This window comes from uncultured Bacillus sp. (assembly GCF_958411575.1).
GTDB lineage: Bacteria > Bacillota > Bacilli > Bacillales > Bacillaceae > Bacillus > Bacillus spizizenii.
Genome location: NZ_CATYRA010000003.1, coordinates 167,801 through 187,804 on the forward strand (window position 1 = coordinate 167,801; position 20,004 = coordinate 187,804).

At 45.5% G+C, this 20,004-nt stretch carries 19 protein-coding genes and 1 pseudogene; 11 read left to right on the plus strand and 9 right to left on the minus strand.

Annotation, left to right across the window (positions count from 1 at the left end):
* Positions 1-7 precede the first annotated feature (7 nt).
* Positions 8-871 (minus strand): AraC family transcriptional regulator, encoded by an 864-nt coding sequence (locus tag Q5C82_RS06650; RefSeq protein ID WP_003224467.1) that lies wholly within the window; start codon positions 869-871, stop codon positions 8-10.
* Positions 872-994: 123 nt separating this feature from the next.
* On the opposite strand from Q5C82_RS06650, the gene Q5C82_RS06655 reads away from it, so the two are divergent.
* Positions 995-2,362, plus strand: coding sequence for an MATE family efflux transporter (locus tag Q5C82_RS06655; RefSeq protein ID WP_003224464.1), 1,368 nt, complete (start codon positions 995-997; stop codon positions 2,360-2,362).
* A gap of 24 nt (positions 2,363-2,386) precedes the next feature.
* On the opposite strand, the pseudogene Q5C82_RS06660 reads toward Q5C82_RS06655, so the two are convergent.
* Positions 2,387-3,216 (minus strand): annotated as a pseudogene (locus Q5C82_RS06660) (phytoene/squalene synthase family protein).
* Between the two features lie 540 nt (positions 3,217-3,756).
* On the opposite strand from Q5C82_RS06660, the gene Q5C82_RS06665 reads away from it, so the two are divergent.
* Complete coding sequence (locus tag Q5C82_RS06665; RefSeq protein ID WP_003224458.1) at positions 3,757-4,236, plus strand: DinB family protein; 480 nt, start codon at positions 3,757-3,759, stop codon at positions 4,234-4,236.
* Positions 4,237-4,444: 208 nt separating this feature from the next.
* Here Q5C82_RS06665 and asnB read toward each other — a convergent pair whose 3' ends face one another.
* Positions 4,445-6,289, minus strand: a complete 1,845-nt coding sequence (gene asnB / locus Q5C82_RS06670; RefSeq protein WP_003224455.1) for an asparagine synthase (glutamine-hydrolyzing) — start codon at positions 6,287-6,289, stop codon at positions 4,445-4,447.
* A 169-nt stretch (positions 6,290-6,458) separates the two neighbouring features.
* On the opposite strand from asnB, the gene Q5C82_RS06675 reads away from it, so the two are divergent.
* Complete coding sequence (locus Q5C82_RS06675; protein WP_003224453.1) at positions 6,459-7,016, plus strand: DUF2777 domain-containing protein; 558 nt, start codon at positions 6,459-6,461, stop codon at positions 7,014-7,016.
* Between the two features lie 31 nt (positions 7,017-7,047).
* On the opposite strand, the gene wprA is transcribed toward Q5C82_RS06675, so the two are convergent.
* From wprA to Q5C82_RS06690, 3 genes are all read right to left on the minus strand, one after another.
* On the minus strand, positions 7,048-9,732 hold the full coding sequence (gene wprA, locus Q5C82_RS06680; RefSeq protein WP_003224451.1) for a cell wall-associated protease WprA: 2,685 nt from the start codon (positions 9,730-9,732) through the stop codon (positions 7,048-7,050).
* Between the two features lie 165 nt (positions 9,733-9,897).
* Positions 9,898-10,254: a YisL family protein gene (locus Q5C82_RS06685; RefSeq protein WP_003224449.1), complete on the minus strand. Its 357-nt coding sequence runs from the start codon at positions 10,252-10,254 to the stop codon at positions 9,898-9,900.
* 115 nt (positions 10,255-10,369) lie between these two features.
* A complete protein-coding gene (locus tag Q5C82_RS06690; protein WP_003224447.1) occupies positions 10,370-11,275 on the minus strand; it encodes a fumarylacetoacetate hydrolase family protein in 906 nt (301 codons plus the stop codon).
* A 153-nt stretch (positions 11,276-11,428) separates the two neighbouring features.
* Between Q5C82_RS06690 and Q5C82_RS06695 the strand changes: the two genes are divergently transcribed.
* From Q5C82_RS06695 to Q5C82_RS06730, 8 genes are all read left to right on the plus strand, one after another.
* On the plus strand, positions 11,429-12,352 hold the full coding sequence (locus Q5C82_RS06695; RefSeq protein ID WP_003224445.1) for a CotH kinase family protein: 924 nt from the start codon (positions 11,429-11,431) through the stop codon (positions 12,350-12,352).
* A gap of 143 nt (positions 12,353-12,495) precedes the next feature.
* Complete coding sequence (locus tag Q5C82_RS06700) at positions 12,496-12,666, plus strand: aspartyl-phosphate phosphatase Spo0E family protein (RefSeq protein ID WP_003224444.1); 171 nt, start codon at positions 12,496-12,498, stop codon at positions 12,664-12,666.
* Positions 12,667-13,083: 417 nt separating this feature from the next.
* Entirely contained in the window at positions 13,084-13,305 is a 222-nt protein-coding gene (locus tag Q5C82_RS06705; RefSeq protein ID WP_003224441.1) for a spore germination protein, read from the plus strand.
* A 13-nt stretch (positions 13,306-13,318) separates the two neighbouring features.
* The gene (locus tag Q5C82_RS06710) at positions 13,319-13,552 is read left to right on the plus strand and encodes a spore germination protein GerPB (RefSeq protein ID WP_003224438.1); all 234 of its coding nucleotides are present in this window, start codon (positions 13,319-13,321) and stop codon (positions 13,550-13,552) included.
* A 22-nt stretch (positions 13,553-13,574) separates the two neighbouring features.
* Positions 13,575-14,192: a spore germination protein GerPC gene (locus Q5C82_RS06715; protein WP_003224436.1), complete on the plus strand. Its 618-nt coding sequence runs from the start codon at positions 13,575-13,577 to the stop codon at positions 14,190-14,192.
* Positions 14,189-14,374, plus strand: a complete 186-nt coding sequence (gene gerPD, locus Q5C82_RS06720; RefSeq protein WP_003224434.1) for a spore germination protein GerPD — start codon at positions 14,189-14,191, stop codon at positions 14,372-14,374. The genes Q5C82_RS06715 and gerPD overlap by 4 nt, the downstream gene beginning before the upstream one ends.
* Entirely contained in the window at positions 14,367-14,768 is a 402-nt protein-coding gene (locus tag Q5C82_RS06725) for a spore germination protein GerPE (RefSeq protein ID WP_013307955.1), read from the plus strand. Before gerPD ends, Q5C82_RS06725 begins: the two co-directional genes overlap by 8 nt.
* Positions 14,769-14,799: 31 nt before the next feature.
* Positions 14,800-15,018: a spore germination protein gene (locus tag Q5C82_RS06730; RefSeq protein ID WP_003224430.1), complete on the plus strand. Its 219-nt coding sequence runs from the start codon at positions 14,800-14,802 to the stop codon at positions 15,016-15,018.
* A gap of 36 nt (positions 15,019-15,054) precedes the next feature.
* On the opposite strand, the gene hlpB is transcribed toward Q5C82_RS06730, so the two are convergent.
* The 3 genes from hlpB to sbcD are packed head-to-tail and all read right to left on the minus strand — an operon-like array spanning position 15,055 to position 19,935.
* Complete coding sequence (hlpB, locus tag Q5C82_RS06735) at positions 15,055-15,357, minus strand: HNH nuclease-like protein HlpB (protein ID WP_003224428.1); 303 nt, start codon at positions 15,355-15,357, stop codon at positions 15,055-15,057.
* A 13-nt stretch (positions 15,358-15,370) separates the two neighbouring features.
* Positions 15,371-18,763, minus strand: coding sequence for an exonuclease subunit SbcC (sbcC, locus tag Q5C82_RS06740; protein WP_003224426.1), 3,393 nt, complete (start codon positions 18,761-18,763; stop codon positions 15,371-15,373).
* On the minus strand, positions 18,760-19,935 hold the full coding sequence (gene sbcD, locus Q5C82_RS06745; RefSeq protein WP_003224424.1) for an exonuclease subunit SbcD: 1,176 nt from the start codon (positions 19,933-19,935) through the stop codon (positions 18,760-18,762). The genes sbcC and sbcD overlap by 4 nt, the downstream gene beginning before the upstream one ends.
* Positions 19,936-20,004: the final 69 nt, after the last annotated feature.

Consider the following 20,004-nt stretch of genomic DNA (forward strand, 5'->3'; position numbering starts at 1 on the left):
CGTCTGGTTATTGAACTTTCCGGCTGACAATTTTCCGGTATTCAATTGGTGAAATGCCTTCTATCTGCTTAAAGAGTTTTGAAAAGTATGTCGGGTCTTCCATTCCGACCGTTTCCGCAATGACGCCCATTTTATCATTTGTAGAGGATAAAAGGCGCTTTGCTTCCGTCATTCTCACCCGGTTCGTGTATTGTGCCGGCGTGACGCCTAGCACCTGCTGCATGCAGCGGCTCACATAATCCTGATGATAGTGAAGGGCGAGCGAGAGATCTTTGATTGTCGTCTTTTCCTTATAATGCTCCTGTAAGTACCGGGCCGCCTCCCAGGCTACCCGCTCTTTCGCAGACGGAATTTGAAACGCCTCTTTTTGAAGATGCAGCATCAGCTCCTCAAATAAGATTTGCTTTCTAAGCGGCAAATCAGAGTTTTCCGCGGAGTAATCTATCAGCCTTTCAAACTGCTGCGCCATAAACTGCGGGCGCTGCACCTTGCCTTTTCTCGGCAAAGCCAGTCCGTAGCGGGCAGGCTCCTCGAAGCTCCCTTTTTCCTGCTGAAGCTCAGACCAATTGCTGCCTCCCTTTGCCGTAAATTCATACCGATGTTCATCAAAGTGAAGCCAATAATAGGAGGTTGCTTCATCACTGCCCTTCGTCCCGTAGTGTTCAAGACCGGGAGAAAGCAAGATGTACTCGCCGCCTTCAACAGAGAACGATGTTTCATTTTCCGTTATATATAACGTTCCGTGTTTGACGTATATCAAATCAAACACGGAGAATACACGTTTCACATGGGTTTCTCCCCTTTTAAAAACCCCTTCTCCAGCTGCGATAAATACCGGAAAAGGAGGGACTGTAAACAGGATGCGGGGCATTTTGATCATCCTCCTTTTTAAGTCGGATTTTTACAAGAAGTATCGTTTCTCTCCCTTTTTATTATAAGGAAATGGAGGTACACTTTAAAACGTTGATTTTATTTACGAAAGGGGTTAGACACAATGAAACAAGCTGTCTTCAAATCAACTGCTTTGAAAAAACCCGCTGACAAATCGTTCTCATTATTTTCGCTTACTTGGCCGATCTTTATTGAGGTCTCATTATATATGTTTATGGGTAATGCCGATACACTGATGCTCAGCCAGTATTCAGATAACAGCGTGGCAGCAGTCGGCGTCAGCAACCAGATTTTGAATTTAATTATCGTGATGTTCAGCTTTATCGCCACAGGAACGACCGTTATCATTTCACAATTTTTAGGGTCACGACAAAAGAAAGAAGCCATGGAAGTCGCTTATGTATCAATCGGCGCCAACTTCTTCATCAGCCTTGCCATCAGCGCCATTATCTTTTTCGCCGCTGTCCCTCTGCTTCATATGATGGGATTATCAAGCGACCTGATGCCTGATGCAAAAGTCTTTTTACAAGTTGTCGGAGGTCTGTCCTTTATTCAGGCTTTAATCATGACATTCAGCGCGATCTTAAAAAGCTACGGCTACACAAAGGATACAATGTTTGTCACAATCGGCATGAACGTATTAAACATTGCCGGAAACTTTGTTGTGATTTTTGGTCTGTTCGGTTTTCCTGTTCTCGGCGTTGCCGGTGTGGCCATGTCTACATCTATCGCCCGCGTCATCGGATTAATCGCGATGATTGTCATTGTCAACAAACGCATCCAGCTGAAAATGTCGCTGAAAAAAGTCTTTCATATGCATAAAGAGCATTTGCGCAAGCTGCTGAAAATCGGCATCCCTTCTGCGGGAGAACAGCTTTCATACAACCTGTCGCAAATGATTGTCACGTATTTTATTGCCATCATGGGCGCGCAGGCTTTGACAACAAAAGTATATACGCAAAATATTACGATGTTTATTTTGCTGTTCGGCACTGCGATCAGCCAGGGCACGCAAATTTTAATCGGCCGCTATATCGGCGGCAAACAGTTTGATGCCGCGTATGAGCGCTGCATGAAGAGCTTATATTGGGCACTCGGAATTGCTGCAGCTACATCGGTTTTGATGACTATTTTTTCAAAAGACCTGATCGGCATCTTTACCCAAAGCCCTGACATTATTGCGACTGCGAGCCTTTTGATTGCCATGACGATTATCCTTGAACCGGGCCGCTCGTTTAATGTCATTATCATTAACTCCCTGCGTGCCGCGGGGGATGCAAAATTCCCGGTTTACATGGCAATGATTTCGATGTGGGGCATCGGTCTCCCGCTTGCTTATCTATTCGGCATCCACCTCGGTTTCGGTCTTGCCGGCATTTGGATTTCCTTTATCGCGGACGAATGGGTACGGGGAATCTTAATGTATAGAAGATGGCGCTCCCGTATCTGGATTCAAAAAGGTATGGCGTAACACCCGGCTCAAGGCCGGGTTTTTTTATATGTCAGACAGAATCTGCTTCGCTTCATTCTCTGTAACGTCGTATTGATGCTGAAATACATCGTGCTGCTCCGCCCGGATTTTTTCTAAAACAGCCCGGTACAAACGAAGAGCGGCTTTCACCGTTTTTTGCGAATACTGTGGGAATAGAGGCAAGGCATCCTGACTCTCCTCAAGATAGGCTTCCGCTTCAAAAGCGATATACTCCCACGTCATTGTGAATGCCTTATTCACGACACCCTTCTGAAGGTCGTCCTCTGTATATCCAAATTGCTGCATCACCTGCCGAGGGATGCGGCTTTTTTGCTGTTGGCCTGTGCCGATATCTCTCATAAGCCGAATCAGCTGAATCGCTAAACCGAGAGAACCGGCTGCATGTGTAAGCTGTTCCCGTTGTCGGCGCGCCATAATCGGGAGCATCATCAATCCGGCCGTACCGCCCGTCTGGTATGCGTACATGAGCAGTTCATCAAGGCATTCGAACGGTTTATCTTCCGCCTTCTGTGCGGCAATGAACTCACGGAATGGCTCGCTGTCCAATGTAAAGGTCTGATACGCATGGCTGAAAGCCTTGTATAAAAAATGATTCCCGTTATATGTCCCGGAAAAAACATGTTCTGCCTCAGCTTCAATGGCAGATAACGCGTTCTCTTCCGCATTGGCTGCCGTATGGCAAAATGCCATAACCGCCCAAGCAGCCTGTCTTTGCTTCAGCGGAAGAAACGAGAATGCTTTGTAACAGGCAGGTTCGCGGGCGCTGACGATCTGCCCGCACTGCTGATAGGCTTCTTTTATCTCTTTCATTTCTTTTCACTCCTATGTAACACTGCTTCTTCAAGTCTATTATGTTTTTTCCCAATTGTATATGAAGAAAAAGCCGATTTCTGCTTTGTAGAAGATAAGTGAGTGTATGTTTTTATGATGATAGCTAAACCTATCTTTAATGTCACACACAATTTTAAAATTAGTACATCACTTAGATTAGAGGTGTACTTTTTTAATTATTTCGACCTCTTAAATGACCTCATTCACCACAACAACAAGAATTAAAAATGTGAAAAAACATGTTTTTTCAATCAAACAATCACTTCTATTCCTGGAACGTATACTCCTTTTAAACTATTAAACCTTGAATACGTTAAAGCAAGATACCTAGCTCGTACAGAAATAGTGGCATAGAGGTTGGAGAATTATTAAATCTGAACAGGATAAAACGAAGGAATGCTTTCTTATTTTTAATACCAAACAACAGATAGTGATAAAATTTAAATAAATCTCTATCGAGGCACGTTACTTCAATAAAAGGAGGAATTTAGGGGAAAAAGGCTAATTGTTATTTGATGTATTATATTATTGGAGTGATTTGAGTGATAAAATTTTTTGAGTATAACTGGCAGGTTAGGGATCAATGGTTTACTTGGTGTAATCAACTAACCACTGAAGAGTTACTTAAAAACCATCTTGGTGGAGTAGGAAGTATTTTATATACCCTTTTTCATATTATTGACGTGGAATATAGTTGGGTTCGTGCTATCCAAGGGAAAGAAGATATAGTTGTTCAGTTCGCTGATTATCGCACACTAGACAAGGTTAAATCTCTTTCAAATACATTCCGAACTGAAATTATTGACTTTTTAGAAACAAATGTAGATGAAATAAAAGATGAGCTTGTAAGCGTTCCTTGGGATAAAGAAGTTTTATATACGAGAGACGAAATATTACACCATATCATAGCTCATGAAATTCACCATATTGGTCAACTTTCTGTATGGGCTAGGGAATTAAAATTAAGCCCAATATCAGCTAATTTTATTGGCAGAAAATTAAAATCTGTCCATTCTTATTGAAGTAAGGGGGGCTTTATTGTAACAACAAGTCCGATATTGTTGTTGTAGTAAATGAAGTCATTTGTAGTACAAAAAAGGATAGATAGAGCATATTTCTCTGCTCACCTATCCTTTTTTTGTTTTAGTCTATAAAAAGTGTGACATTCCATTGGGAATCTTCTAGATAATAGTGACCTTTAATAAAATTTGTGCAGAGTCGGCTTTTTCTTTATCCCTCATCAATATCAATGCGATACGCTTCAAACCATGTATGAATTTGGGCAAGGTGGGCGATCAGCTGAGGCCCCTTCATGAGCTGCCCGAACCACGGAACCTTGAAGGAGGAGCCTTCCGTTTCTAAGAGCTGATCCAATTGTTTTCTGTCCAGCAGCGTATGAAGCACAGAGTCCTTTTGGCTTCTGATCGTTTTCAGCCATTCGCTGACGCCTTTTGTATATTCCGGGTGGTGTGTTTTCGGATATGGGCTTTTTTTGCGATACAGAATGTCATCAGGCAAAATGCCCTCGAGCGCTTTTCGCAAAATGCCTTTTTCCCGGTTGTCATGCATTTTCATTTCCCATGGGATATTCCAAACATATTCCACGAGCCGGTGATCGGCGAACGGCACCCGCACTTCAAGGCTCGCCCCCATGCTCATGCGATCCTTCCGATCCAAAAGGTTCGTCATAAACCAAAGCATATTTAAATAGAACAGCTGTCTTCTTGCTTTGTCCACACCCGTTTCTCCATCTAATAATGGCGTTTCCGCCAAGGTTTCTTCGTATTTGGCATTTACGTATTCTTTAAGATTCAATTTTTTCTGCCATGAATCAGAAAGCAGCTTGATCCGCTCTTCTGTCGATCTCATCCATGGAAAGCCCGACTCAACGTCTGCCATATGGAACCACGGGTACCCGCCGAAAATCTCATCCGCGCACTCTCCCGACAGGCTGACGACAAAGTCCTTTTTGATTTCCCGGCAAAACCACAGCAGAGACGAGTCGACATCAGCCATTCCCGGCAAGTCTTTGACCAGTACGGCTTCCTCCAAATGATCGACGAGATTCTTTTGGCTGATGACGCATTTGTGGTGTGTTGTGCCGAAGGCCTCTGTCATTTTTTCAATCCAAGGCCCATCGTCATTCGGCTGAAAAGCGCTCGCTTGAAAAAATTTATCGTTCTCTTCGTAATCAATCGAATAAGTATGAAGTGGTGCTTTTCCTCCCTTTTCAAAATGGCCTGCTGCAATCGCTGTAATGGCGCTTGAGTCCAGTCCGCCTGATAGGAACGTACAAACCGGCACATCCGACACAAGCTGTCGCGTCACCGCATCCTGAAACAACGATCTGACATTGGCAACCGTGTCATCAAAACTGTCCGTATGTTTTTCGCTTTCAACATTCCAATAACGCCAAATATTCAGCCCGTCTTTAGAAAACGTCAGCGCGTGAGCCGGCCGGACTTCTTTTATGCCTTTAAATACGCCACTTCCCGGGGTTCTGGACGGTCCAAGCCCGAAAATTTCAGAAAGTCCTGTTCTGTCCACTTGCGCTTTTATATCAGGGTGTGCGAGGATCGCTTTGATTTCGGACCCGAAGAGAAAAGAAGATCCTTGCTTCGTGTAAAAAAACGGCTTCACACCGAGACGGTCTCTCGCAGCGAACAGCAGATCGCGCTTTTCATCCCACACAGCAAAAGCGAATATGCCATTGAGATGGTCTACACAGTCTTCCTGCCATTCAATGTAGCTGTGCAGCAGCACCTCCGTATCTGACGTACGCTCGAATTGATGGCCCCGCGCCCGCAATTCTTTGCGCAGGTCCTCCGTGTTATACAGCTCACCATTGTAAATAATGGTGTACGTATCCCCTTTATAGGTGCATGCCATCGGCTGGCGTCCGCCTTCAATATCGACAACCGCAAGCCTTTTATGTCCGAATAAAACATGGTGCTCTCCCCAAACGTTAGAATCATCAGGCCCCCGTTTGGAAAGAGTGTCTGTCATTCTGTTGATCGTTTGTTTTTCCTGGACGAGCTGCTTTTTAAAATCGACCCAACCCGTAATTCCACACATGTGATATCAGCTCCAATCCCGTTTCTTTCGTAACAATTTCGTTTCTTTCAGCACCTTAGTAAGTTTATGCATCTATAGGCAGATAGTTGATTTGTCCACAAAAGAGTTGTATGGGACAGGCTTGAATTGGAAAGAAAGGAGAGGAAAAAAGAAAAAGGAGACAGCATGCATGAAACGGAAACAATTATTATATAAAGAGGAACGAAAATGGGAATACGGTACCATCCTCATCGAAGATGGCATCTGTTTAATCGAAAACGGGGAAGGCGATATACTGCTTGCAGACAGTCTCCATCACAGCCCAATCTGGATCCATCATAAAGGAAAGTGGGAACAGGCCGGCTTTCAGGATAAATTGATTCTGGCATGCGGTGAAGAAAACATCTCCCTTTCAGGCGGAGAACGCATCCGCTATGAAAAATCGGTCAAGCGGCCGCTCATGGCGCTTTTGGATTCGCTTGATGACGAAACTTTTCTCGCATTTTTACAGCACTTGCACAGCTTTGGCTTATCGGTATTCGATTGCGTCTTTTCTTATAATAAAGGCGTCTTTTCGAATACATCAGAGGAGCAGGGTGTTTCGTTTTATCACTTTTCAAACGACACCGCCCAATGCGCGATGCAGCATCACTACAGCCATGACGGGACAGGAGACCGATTTGAATGGACGGCTTCCAATGGAAAGCGATCCATTATGTATTCAGCAGTCCAGCGGGGGCGCAAATAAAAAAAGCGGTGCAGCGAGCACCGCTTTTTGATTACTTCTCAACAACAACTTTTACATCCTTGCTTTCTTTTTTGTCTGTGTCAGCAGCCGTGACATACAGTACCGTTCCGGCTTTTTGTTTTTTGATTTTCACCGTGAACGTTCCTTTCGCGTCAGCTTTGGCAGAAGCAATGACTTTCTTTGATTTGTTTTTCACTCTGATCATTGCCTTGCTGTTCGCCTTTCCTTTCACTGCCGTATCCTTCGTTTTCACTGCATTTACCTTCGGTGTGCCGGAAGGTTTTCCTTTGACCACGACAATTTTATAAGATGTTTTTGCATCGCCTTTTGTCGCTTTCACATACAGTACTTGATCTTGTTTTTGAGTTGGGATATTGACCTTGAACGCACCGTCTTTTCCGGCTTTGGCACTGCCGAGTTTTTTCTTGCCGTTCATGACCTCGATAAACGTGCCTTCTTTCGCGCTTCCTCTGACAGCTGTTTGTGTGCTTTCAAGCTTGTTGACCTTGAGCTGTATATCAGCTGCGCTGACAGCCTTCATGACATTCAGCCGCCCGTAACCTGAGTGCCAGTCAACTCCAGGCGTCTTTGGAATGTCAATCGGATCGCCATTATCGTCATACATTTCTTCTTCCTCGCCATCCACGCTTTCAAAGGAAATATCATCTGCCGTCTTTTTCAAAATATCCTCTGCTTCTGTTCTTTTCAGCTTAGGGTTTTGAGCGAACAGCAATCCTGCAGCAGCGGCAGCATATGGCGTCGCCATAGATGTTCCGCTCATGTACGTGACATTTCCGTTCGGCACTAAGCTCGGGATATCAGACCCTGGAGCAGATATATCCAGACCTTTTCCATAGTTAGAGAAATCAGCAGTCATATCCATGCGGTTCGTTGCTCCGACTGACATCACATATTTAGAAGAAGCAGGATAAGATAAGGAATTGGCTCCGTCATTCCCGCTGGCTGCGGCAATCAAGACATTTTTGTCTGCTGCGTATTTCAATGCAAATTCAAGTACGCGGCTGTAGCCTCCGCCTAAACTTAAATTAATCACCTTGGCTCCTTTGTCAGCAGCATATTTGATGCCGAGGGCAATCTGTTCAGTATCTCCGTAACCTGTGGAATCAAGCACTTTTACTGGGATAATTTTCGCTTTGGCATTCAATCCAGTCATAGAAAAGCCGTTATCGCTTTGGGCGGCAATAATGCCTGCGACGTGTGTCCCATGCCCCTGATCATCCATTGCGTTGTTATTCCGTCCGACAAAATTGCGTCCGAGATCGGTTCTTACTTTTCCTTTTAAATCAGCAAGCGTGCTGTCCACACCTGTGTCTACTACTGCAATCAATGTATCGTTCAGCTTGCGTTTGGACAGCAAGGTGCTGGCAGGCTCATATTTCACATCCGCATTTTTGACACCGCCGTTTTCACCGTTGTTTTTAAGCGGCCATTGGTAAGGGTATTGAATATCGTGTGACAGGCTTTTGTATTCCTGCACAGGTTCCGCAAACTCTACGTTAGACATCTTGGATAATGTCGCAGCAGCGCTTTTGACCCGTTTGGCGCTTGCCGTATATGTGCCGTTCTGTTTCTCGTCTTTCGGAAGCTCAAATGAATACAGATTGTCAAACAGTTTCTTTGCCTTTTTCACATTGGAAATGTCTTTTTTCGATTGCGCACTTGCAGAAAAGCCCTTCATTTCATTATGTACGGATGAGAGGCTTTTATTGTTCTTCACCTTGAAAATGACCTTTGTTGTCTGAACTTCACTTTTTGCCGCAATACTGTTTTCTGTTAAAATAGCTCCTGCTGTTTTGCCTTGCAGCTGCTTGATATTTAATCGTTCCGCCTGTTTCTTTATCTCCTCTTTAAGGAAAGACGGGACTGATTGTAAAGCTGTATCATATAGCCGGTTGATTGCTTTTTGATCCTTTTCAGTCATCTTATATGAAGATGACGCTCCGTTTTCTGATACATCATCAAACAACGGCTTTAATGTCACAAGATCTTGATAGATTTCATTTCTCGCTGTTTTATTGAGTGCGAGCTTTGCCACGATAAACGGCGCCGCTTTGTAGTAAAGGCTAGTCAGCTCTTTGCCTTCTGCTGTTTGGCTCAGCTGCTCATCACGAATCGCTCTCAGCTTGTCCAGGATGCTTTTTCCCGATTTTTTCTGATCGACACTCATTTCCACCGGACAAGCTTCTTCCTGTTCTAAATCTGACGGCTGCTTTTTCGTGCCTTTATACCCAATCGAATACTTAGCTTCCGCAGCCACTTCTGCCGTTTCGCCGTCCTCTGGTTCTTCTTCTCCGAGGTATTCAACTTTTACATAGTAAGGGCCGCTCCACGCGTATGGAAAAATAATTTCGCTTTTTCCATCCTCCGCCGTGTAAGAACGGTACATCTCAAACGTTTCATCTTTAAGCGCTTTTTCCATACTTGGATATACAGATACATTCAGTACTGAATCACTCTTTACGGACAAGGCCATATGTGAGTTTTTCTGAATATCCGTTTTTCCCGGAGTCACTTTGTACCATTTCACCTGTTCTGGTTCCTTCATGGTGCCTGTCTGTTCTTTGCCGTTTTCCAGAGCAGCCGCCTGATCTATTGCACTGGTCGCTGCCGCTTTGGTTCCCGGAGAAAAAAGGCTGAAGATCAGTGCAAAAATGAGCACTGCCGCCACAAACGAGCTGAATTTTCTGCGTTTCATGATATCCCTCCTGCAAAATAATGAATCTTCTTGAAGGTATCATAATTTCATAGGACGAGATACCGCTTACAGGGAATTTTAAGGTTATTTTAAATGATTTGGAATATAAGGGAGGAAATACACAAAACCCGACTCCATCATAGGGCCGGGTTCGTGCTTTTTCTATTAAAACAATTGAAAACCGATTGGCAAATGCAGACCGAGCAGCACTGTCAGCACAAGGACAACGACGAAGCCGATCCATAAGCCTCCGGTTGATTTTTCTTTTTTCTTGCGGATAAGGAGCATTTCCATCAGGCCGATGGTGATAATGCCAAGAATCATTTTGCCGGCATATTCTCCGTTCCAGTTGGCGAAACGGACAAACAGCTCAGCTCCTGTCAAAATAATAAGGATATAGAATAACCGCAGAATCATATGAGTAATTTTTGCGCCCTTCGCACTTCTTGACGAATACAGCGAGTAGCTGACGAAAAGCAGAATCAGCGCTACCACCCATGTCGTAATATGTAGATGTGTCATACATGTTCCCCCTAACAGATAAATTACCCCACCTATAGTACCATGAACTTGTCCTCTGCCACAAAGATGAGTCTCAGAAAAAACGGGCGGGTTCGAGCCCCGACTCCTGATTGATTCAGCCGATTGGGTTTGACAGCGTTCCGATCGGGTCAATCGTAATGTCGATTTTGTCACCTGGCCGCAAGAATTTTGGCGGCTTAAATCCCTTTCCGACTCCGGACGGCGTACCGGTGGCAATGATGTCTCCCGCTTCAAGCGTCATCCCCTTTGAGAGGGTTTCAATTAATTCCGGAATGGAAAAGATCATATCGCTCGTCGAACCGGATTGGCGCAGCTCGCCGTTGACTCTTGTTTCAACCTTGAGGCGCTCAGGCTCCTGAATCGATGATTTATGTACAAGGACGGGTCCCATCGGACATGTCGTATCCAGGCTTTTTCCGATAAAAAACTGCTTATGCCTTTTTTGCAGATCACGCGCCGTGATATCATTCACAATCGTATATCCGAAAATATGGTCATAGGCGTCTTCTTTTGAAATGCGAGTGCCGCTTTTTCCGATAACGACAGCAAGCTCTCCTTCATAATCAAGCTGAGAGGTGACCTCTTCATGGCTGGTTACGATATCACCGTGCCCTGTAACCGTTACCGGCGATTTTGTAAATACCATCGGATGCTCCGGAATGTCAGCTTCGCTTCCCATTTCAATCGCGTGATCCCTGTAGTTTTTGCCGATGCAGATGATATTTTTTGACGGCTTAGGAATGGGTGCATGAAGCTTCACCTCGGATAATGAATACATAAATGACCCCAGCTCATCATTCGGTTTCTTTGCCCACTCGGCCAGTTGTCTTGCATGCGCAACAAATTTATCCCCTTCTGCGATACATTCAATCAGCGATCCCGGAATCGTCTCAAGTTCAAACAGTTTTTTTTCAGCCTTTTGCAAATCCATAATTTTCTCATCATCAATAATCAGGCCGACAAACATTCGGTTGTAAAGTTCCCCTGTCGCAAATTTCATGTTATTCCTCCATCATCTTTTAAATCAGAATCTCCTTCATGTATTCTCTGTCGAATGCTGAAATCCCTTTTTCTCATATCCGTTTTCATTTCGTTTCAGGACAGGCTTGCTGCACATATCATACAAATGTCGTTTTGAGGAGGAGGCAAGAATATGGAGAACGTACATTTATTTTTTCATCGGCAGCAGCTGAATCGTAAAGGTACTGCCAAAGGGCTTCTGGTGACAAACCGATCAGTTTCTCCCATTCTTCTCACACAGCGTGACAAGGCGGAAAAGGTATCCTATGAAATCAACTGGGAAAAGTCTCTGCTTGGTGAAAGCACACTTTTTTTGAATGCGGAACAGGATGATCCGTCCCTGATGCGGCGCAGGCTCGCTTATTGTTTTTTTAACCAGATCGGCGTTCCTGCTCCCGCTGCATCGTACAGCTTTCTGACCATCAATGGCGAGCCAGAAGGCATTTATTTGAGCATCAAGAACCATCAGCTAGCCGATAGAACAAGTTACCTTATGAAGACAGCCGATCCGAGGGTTCCGCTGTCCGTTTTTAAAAATGAACCTTCCCCGTTCTTATACGAATTTCTGACGCTGATCCGCACAGCTGAAGATGACGAATTGGCTGAACGCATTAAAATGTATCTGGATGTCAAACTGTTTTTTTTGTGGCTGATCGGCAGCGCCTGCACCAATCAAGGCTTTTATTACACATTTTGTTTAAACGAAGCGGGCCGGCTACACGTTTCACCGATAGAGACCAGATCGCTTGCCGCACACGGAATATCTGACGAAGACCCTCTGCTGACAAAAGGACGGACGCTTTCGTCAAGGCTTCTTGCCATTCCCGCCTTCCGGTCTCAATATCACACGTTAATGAAAAACGTGCTGAACCGGTCGTTTACCATTGAACGATTGTCTCCTTTCATCAGCGAATGGCATCATGACATTTGTCAAAAAGCTGATGATGATCCTTTCATAAAAAAAAGCCCCTTGCAATTCGAAAAGGAGCAGACAAACATACTTAGAGAAATTGAGAAGCGGCAGGACTTTTTGCAAGTACACTTAGCGAGACTATAGTCCTTTTCTTCCATTAAAAAGGCCGCAGCAAAAAATGTCGCTTTTTTAGTCAAATTGACGAAAGGCAACCTTTTCAGTAAAAATGGGTTATACTAACGATATCCTGTGTTTATCAAAATAAATTCTGAATTGGAGATAGTGTAATGAACAGTAAAATTGAAGAAATGAGAGTCACACTAATTGAAACAGCACAAAAATACGGCATGAATTCCAAAGAAACGATTCAATGCAGCCAAAAGCTGGATAGCCTGCTGAACACCCGAATTAAAGAAGAGATGATTTTTGGGGGATATCCCGAAAACTCCCGTATGTAAATCATTATCTATAACAATTTGAATACACCACATGTAACTCCGCTTTTTGCTCAGCACTTCTGGAATATACCTTGGGGCGAGAATATGTCCGTCCGAAAATCGAATACCGCAGCACGACATACTCCAAACGCAATTCTTCACGCAAAAACACCAAAGAAACTGAAACAAAAATCACGCAGGCGGATAGCGGCACTCTTCGCCGCATTTCCGCTCAGATAAAATACCCGCTTTTGAAATGTTTAGACATAACGACCAAAAAATGCGATCGCTTACATTCAAAGCCGATATGCCCACCTTTAAATTTCTCTCACACATATGTGCGTTTGTCATAAGCTATCGTGAATAGCCCAATTAAAATTAAATTCTATTTTTACTTTACCTGCCTTTTTTCAATTTTTCAACAAAGGATGTGCTCGTATGCCGGCCATTGTCGGAGCGTTTAAAATTAATGCGATTGGTACGAGCGGAGTCATTCACATCGGGGACTGTATTACGATTTCTCCTCAAGCCGAGGTCAGAACGTTTGCCGGTGCGGGCAGTTTTAATACCGGTGACAGCCTCAAGGTGATGAATTACAAAAACGCGACGAATGTGTATGACAACGATGCAGTTGATCAGCCGATCGCAGGGAATGCGTAAAGGAGTGTGCTTCATGAACTTTTATATTAATCAAACCATTCAAATTAACTATCTCCGGCTGGAATCAATCAGCAACTCCTCCATTCTGCAAATCGGAAGCGCCGGGTCCATTAAATCGCTTTCTAACCTGTACAATACAGGCAGCTATGTAGAAGCGGCTCCCGAGGTTTCCGCTCAGGGGCAGCCAGTTGAATTACAGGAGCCCGATACAGGTTCATTGGTTCCGCTCCAGCCTCCTGGCCGTTAATCATATGAAAGAGGTGAAAGACATGTATGATCAATCTGTTTCCTCTTACTTGCAAAACTTGAATTCCTTCGTTCAGCAGCAGGCGCTTCATATTCAGCAGCTCGAACGTCAGCTAAAAGAGATTCAAACTGAAATGAATACGATGAAACAGCGGCCGGCCACTACCATTGAGCGTGTGGAGTATAAATTTGATCAGCTGAAAATCGAAAGACTTGACGGGACTTTGAATATCGGCTTAAATCCGACAGACCCGAACAGCGTCCAAAATTTTGAAGTCAGCCAAACAACACCTGAAATCGGGATGATGCAACAGGAAGAGAGCGCTCAGCTCATGCAGCAGATCCGCCAGAATGTTGACATGTACTTAACCGAGGAAATCCCAGATGTTTTGGAACAGCTTGAAAACCAATATAACAGCAGGCTTGACGATACAAACAAGCATCATGTCATTGAAGACATCAGAAAACAAATGGACAGCCGGATTCACTATTATATGTCCCATATCAAAAAAGAAGAAAATACACCGCCTGCACAATATGCAGAACATATCGCTGAGCATGTGAAGCGTGATGTCATCCGCGCTGTAGAACACTTTCTGGAGCATATTCCATCAGAAATGAAAGGAGATGAGCAAGCATGATCTTTACAGTCATCAACCGCAACCTGGAAGTCGGGGATATCCGGATGAATGGTGTATCCAGCTCCTCTGTTTTCCACATTGGAGACGCAGAATCCATCTATTTATCTTCCATTTTCGATACGCCGCCTGAATCTCTCATTATTGGTCCGTTTGCTCCGCTGCCGTCAGACAATAATGTTTAAGCGTATATCACGCATCAGACAGATTAAATTCAACTCTCTTGGGATAGCAAGCGTTTTTCAAGCAGGCGATACAAACGAAATCGATATGAAAATAAAAGTGCTCGCTGTTCAGCGCTCGCTTTCAACGTTTTATGAAAGTGAAGGCTCATTTAACAGAAAGGAGTACCCTATTTTTGAGCAGCCCGCTGTAAAGCTTCTTCCGGAAACAGGCGTGCAAACCGCTTTTTGTCATGAGGTGCCTGTCATTTATGTCCGCAACATCAAAATTCAAGGGGTCTCATCCTCTTCAGTTTTTCATGCAGGCTCAGCTTCGGTCGTACGCGGCGACGCGCGGATTAAACATATCCGGCAGATTCAGTCTCCGCGCTCACAATCGCCAGACAAGAGCATATAATAAACAGAGACTTCGATAAAGGGTGTCGTTTATGCCAGCAATTGTCGGGCCTATAGCTATCAATTCCATATCGGGCGGAGTCGTAAACTTTGGTGATTCCTTTTACCTTTCTCCGAAAAGCTCTTCAAAATCTGCGCTCGGTTCGGGAGCAGGCAACACGGGAGATTTCCTTCTATTAAACAATGGAGTCAACGCGACAAATTATATAGACCCCGATGTCAGCGATCAAGATATGGTTGGAAACGGATAAAAGCAGCCGCTCTGCAAAGAGAGGGCTGCTTTTTAGTCATTTTTTCTTTTTTCGTTCATTTGATTTCTTTGTTTTGATCAGCTTCTCAGGCGGCTGTTTTCTGATCCATTTGACAAACCGGGCAAGCTGCGGATCGCTTCGGAGTTCATCTATTCCGTTTAATCGAACGGCAAGCTCTTGATTGCTATATAAGGCATGAATCTGTTTATGGCAAGGAATACAGAGCATCGCTGTCGGCAGAAACGTTCCGCCTTCCTCTTTCGGTGTGAGATGGTGCTCTGTCAGCTGGACATCGCTTCGGCCGCACAGCTCACATATTCCGGCAATCTGCTTTGCCATATCCGCTCCTCCCTTACATCAACTCAAGTGTTACCCGTGTTCCGCGGCCGCTCGGTTCAGCCGGATGGACGATCAGCTTTTTCGGAAGCCGTGCCCGCAGTTCCTGCACATGGCTGATGACACCGACAGACAGGTTGTCTGACTGCAGTTTTTCCAAGGCTGTCACAACCGTATCAAGCAAATCTTGATCCAGGGTGCCGAACCCTTCATCTAAGAAAAAGAACTGGAGCGGGTATTCTCCGCGAAGCTGGATCTGCGCAGACAGCGCTAGAGCAAGAGAAAGCGAGGTGAGGAAGGTCTCTCCCCCAGACAAGCTGGATACCGGGCGTTTGACGCCTCCATTCGCATTATCCCGCATCACGAATCCGCCTTCTGAATCCACTTCGATGGCATAGCGCTGTCTCGTCAGCATGCCAAGTCTTGCTGATGCGTCCCGCGCAACGCTTTCAAGCTGCTCCTCTGCTAAAAATTCAACGAAGGTATTGCCTTTAAACACAGCTTGCAGCTTGTCCAGCCTGTCGATATGTGTCTGCCATTTCTTCAGTTCAGCTTCAATTTCGTTAAACCGTTTATGATGGTCGCGAATGACGGCCAGCGCTTTCGCTGCTGCGCCTTTTTCCTCTATAGCAGCGCCAAATGCGTCCTCAGCTTCTTGTAATGCCGTAACGGTTTCGCTCCATTCGCTCTCTGATAAGGCTCTGCCGGCAAGTATCTCTGCAACTCGTTCTAAGTTTGCAGCATTTTGCTTCAGTTTATCCATAAACTGATCTATGCCCGCTTTCATCTTTTCAAGTTCAGCGTCTGGGATGAGACTTCGCTCCACCTCTTCAGTCCGGGTAAAACGGGTGCTTTTCGCATGCTCAAGCCAAGCAGCTTCCGCTTTTTCCAATCTGTCCTTCGCCTCTTTAAGGGTGAGCTCGCTTGCTGAAGCGCGGCTTTTCGCCTGATTGAGCATCGTTTGGGCGCTTTGCAGTTCTTCATACAGAGATTGCTCTTTTTCCTTTAACAGCTTTAGATCCTGCTGGACAGAGCGGAGTTTGATTTGGATCGAATCTCCTTTTGCGTAATCTCCGAGCTCATGCTCATAATCAGCTATCACGCTCTTGATGCGTTCAGCCGCATAATGAAGCTCCAGCTTTTCCCGTTCAAGCTGGTGTCCCGATTCCCGCAGCTTTTCCTTTTGTGCTTCATGCTCAGCAAGAAACGCGATGCTCTTCTCAATCCGTTTTTCACATTCTTCTGCAGCCCGATCCTTTTCTTCAATGGCTTGCTGCCATTTTTCCGCTTCATTCACAGACTGATCTTGAAACGCTTCTTTAAACATTTTCAGGCGGCTGTCCATCGAGGACTGAAGCTCAGCGATGATACTGTCAATCCGGTCAGCCTCTCTTTGTTCAAAACCGATTTTTTCATTAAGCTGATCGGCCGTTTTTAAAGACTCCTGATAGGCGCTGATCACTTGTGCCATTCGTGTTTTAACAGAAAGAATATCCTGTTTGACTTGTTTCCATTCAATTGTGGCAGTATCGAATGCCTCCTGCACCGGCTGGTTCTCGTAAGAAGCTGCCGCTTCAAGGTTCGGTGCTTGGATCGTTTGCAAAAACGGACACTGTTCAATAAAGCGCGCGGACTGTTCTTCAAGCGTAATTTTGGCTGAAAGAATCTCCTGGCTGAGTGCTGCCGCTTCCGTCAATAACACATCCGTCTGTTTGATGTTCTTTTCAAGATTGCTGTCGAGCTCATATGTTTCATGTACTGAGGCAGACGGATCATGATGGGTTGAACCGCAGACCGGGCAGGGCTTTCCGGCGGTCAGCTTTTCGGCTAACTCTTTTGTGAGCAGCGCCATTCTTGCTTTTTCACGCTGCGAGTGAAGCGTTTGCTGTCTCTTTTTAGCCTGCTCAGTCATACGTGTTAATGAACGTTCCGTCTCACACACCATATGGTACACAGTTTGTACAGCCTCATATGCCTGAATGATGTTGCTTTTTTCCGCTTCCGTCTTTTGAACGAGTGTACTTTTCTCCTCATTCATCTTCTGAAGCACGAGGTTCAATGCGTCACTTCGTTTTTTCTCTTTTCTAATTTGCTCTTCAGTCTGTCTGATGCGCAATGCCATTTCTGCGGCCTGCTGGCAGCTTTTTCGCTCATCGGATGTCACTTGCAGGGATTTTAGCTGCTGCTTCAATTCCGTCTGTCTGTTTTGCCCTCGTGTCAGACGGTCTGTTACAGTCTCCAATTCATTCATGACAGATTGAAGGGCCTCTTCTTTCTGCTGGAGTTCAGCCTTTTTGCGCTCTTCGTCTTGCTTGGCCTCACTCAGTTTGACTTCGATCTCCTGCAAACGGGAAAGCTGTTCCTGCTCAGTTAAAAGCTCAGGCTCTTTCCCGCTTTTATGCTGGCGCCACTCTTCATACTCTTCATGTTTTTGATGAAAGAAAGCGGTCCGGTCTGCTAAATCCTTTTGAGCAAGCGTTTGTTCCTTTTCAGCTTTTTCCTCATGCTGGATTGCTTCTGCGTACCGGTCCGCATAGGGCTTGAGAGCGGCGGCTGTTTCGGCTTCCAGCAGACGCTTTTTCATGCTGTCTACGTGCAGCTGTTCTTTTTCGAGACGTTTTTTCTCTTCCTCATAAGCGGCTTTTTCCTTTTGGACATTCCAAATCTCCTGATACTCCGTAAACCGCTCTTTTGCCTGATCACGATTCTTTCTCATCGCTTCCAGCCGTGCTTCTGCTTGTTCGAGAGCCTGTTCCGCCTGCTCAACCGCTTCTGAACTTGCCTCACCAAGACCGGACTGTTCAGCAAGCATTTCATTTTTTCTCGCATTGGCTTCCTGTGCCTGCCGTCTCAGCTTTTTCACAAGCCGGTCTCCATACTGCTCCAAATTAAATAAACGCTGAAGCATATGTCTCCGCTCCGCCCCTTTTAAAGACAGAAATTCAGCAAATTTTCCTTGCGGCAGGACCACCGCTCTCGTAAAGTCGTCGATCGTCAGCCCCAAAAGCTCCTCCACTCTTTTATTCACTTCGCTGGCTTTATCCGCCAGCACCGTATGCTCGTCCCTGATTTCGATGAAGCGGCAAAGTGCCGTTTTCACCTTCATTTCATCCGTTCTCTTAAAAACACGTTCGACTTTGTAAGAGATTTGATGATTCGTCTGAAGCGCAAAGGTAAAGGAAACAGACAGCGTATCTTCCGCATGGTTTAAAATTCCGTGCGTATTATTCGCCGCCCGCTCCACCTTTCCGTATAAAGCAAGCGTCATTGCATCGAGGATAGAGGATTTACCGCTTCCTGTCGGGCCGAAAATGCCGAAAACACCGGCACCGGAAAGACCCTCAAAATCTATCGTCTGCTCCTCTCTAAAGCTGTGGAGCCCTTTAATGCTTAAGACGATCGGCTTCATTTCGCATCCTCCTCTTCAATGCCTGATGCAAGCTCTAAAAACAGCTTCACCATTTCTTCATCCGGCACCGCGCCGCCAGTTTGTTTTTCATAAAACTTCTTAAAGCGGTCTTCGATCGACACATGCTTGACCTCGATCCGTTCCCGGTCTTTATTCTGTTCTTCGAAAACCGGCCTGATATGGATAAAGCCCGGGTGCGCCTTTCGCAGCCTGTGAATTTCTTCAAGTGACAGCTGGTCCGAGACACGGATTTCTAGATCAATCCAGGCATTCTGATCCCTGCCTTCATCCAGCCAGCTGTACACCTCGCTTAAGCCATTTGCGGCTTTCCACTTCACAAGTGGCTTGCCGCTTGATAATAATACCTCACGCCAAGAGGCCTCTTCCCCCGGCTTAGCATCCACGATCGTCACTGATTTGGCGTATCCCGCTTCAGAAAAGCTATAGGCGAGCGGAGAGCCCGAATAACGCGCAAGCGTCCGCGCCCGCTTGATCGTTTGCGGACGATGCAAATGGCCGAGCGCAACATAAGCTGCATCCGCAGGCAGGCTTTCAGCAGCCACCGTATAAGCGCCGCCGACTTCAATCGGCCGCTCAGAATCCGTTTGGTTGCCGCCTGCCACATAGATATGGCTGGCGGCAACCTTCACTGCATCCTTGCGGAACCGGCTTGTCATATGCTCAAACGCCTGCCTGATTTTCACGTCATAATGATCACGGAGCAGCTTTTCATCAAATGTATCGGAAAGCACTTCATTTAACCGCGCTTCAGATGGGTACGCCAGCGCTCCGACAGCCAAAAGCTCCCCTGCTGAAGGCACTTCAATATGAAGCGGTTCTGTTGTCGGATAGCCAATTAAATAAATGCCGTTTTCATGTGTCAGCGGTGAAGCGGCGGACAAACGGTCAGGATTATCATGGTTTCCGGCAATGACAACAATTGGGCGCTTTCCTCTGTCGCTAAGCGCAGACAAGCTTTCATAAAACAGCTGCTCGGCTAAAGCCGGCGGGTTCACGGTGTCAAACGCGTCCCCTGCCATTACAATGGCATCGATCTGCTCTTCCTTTACAATCGTATTCAATTCATCAAGCACATCGGCCTGTTCACTCAGCCTGCTTCTTCCTTCTAGCGTTTTTCCAAGATGCCAGTCAGCCGTATGTAAAATCCGCAAATGCTTTCACCTCTCTTTTGTATAGAAAACGAGATCCGCTCCGTCTGAATTCCCGGAGCTTACGGATCT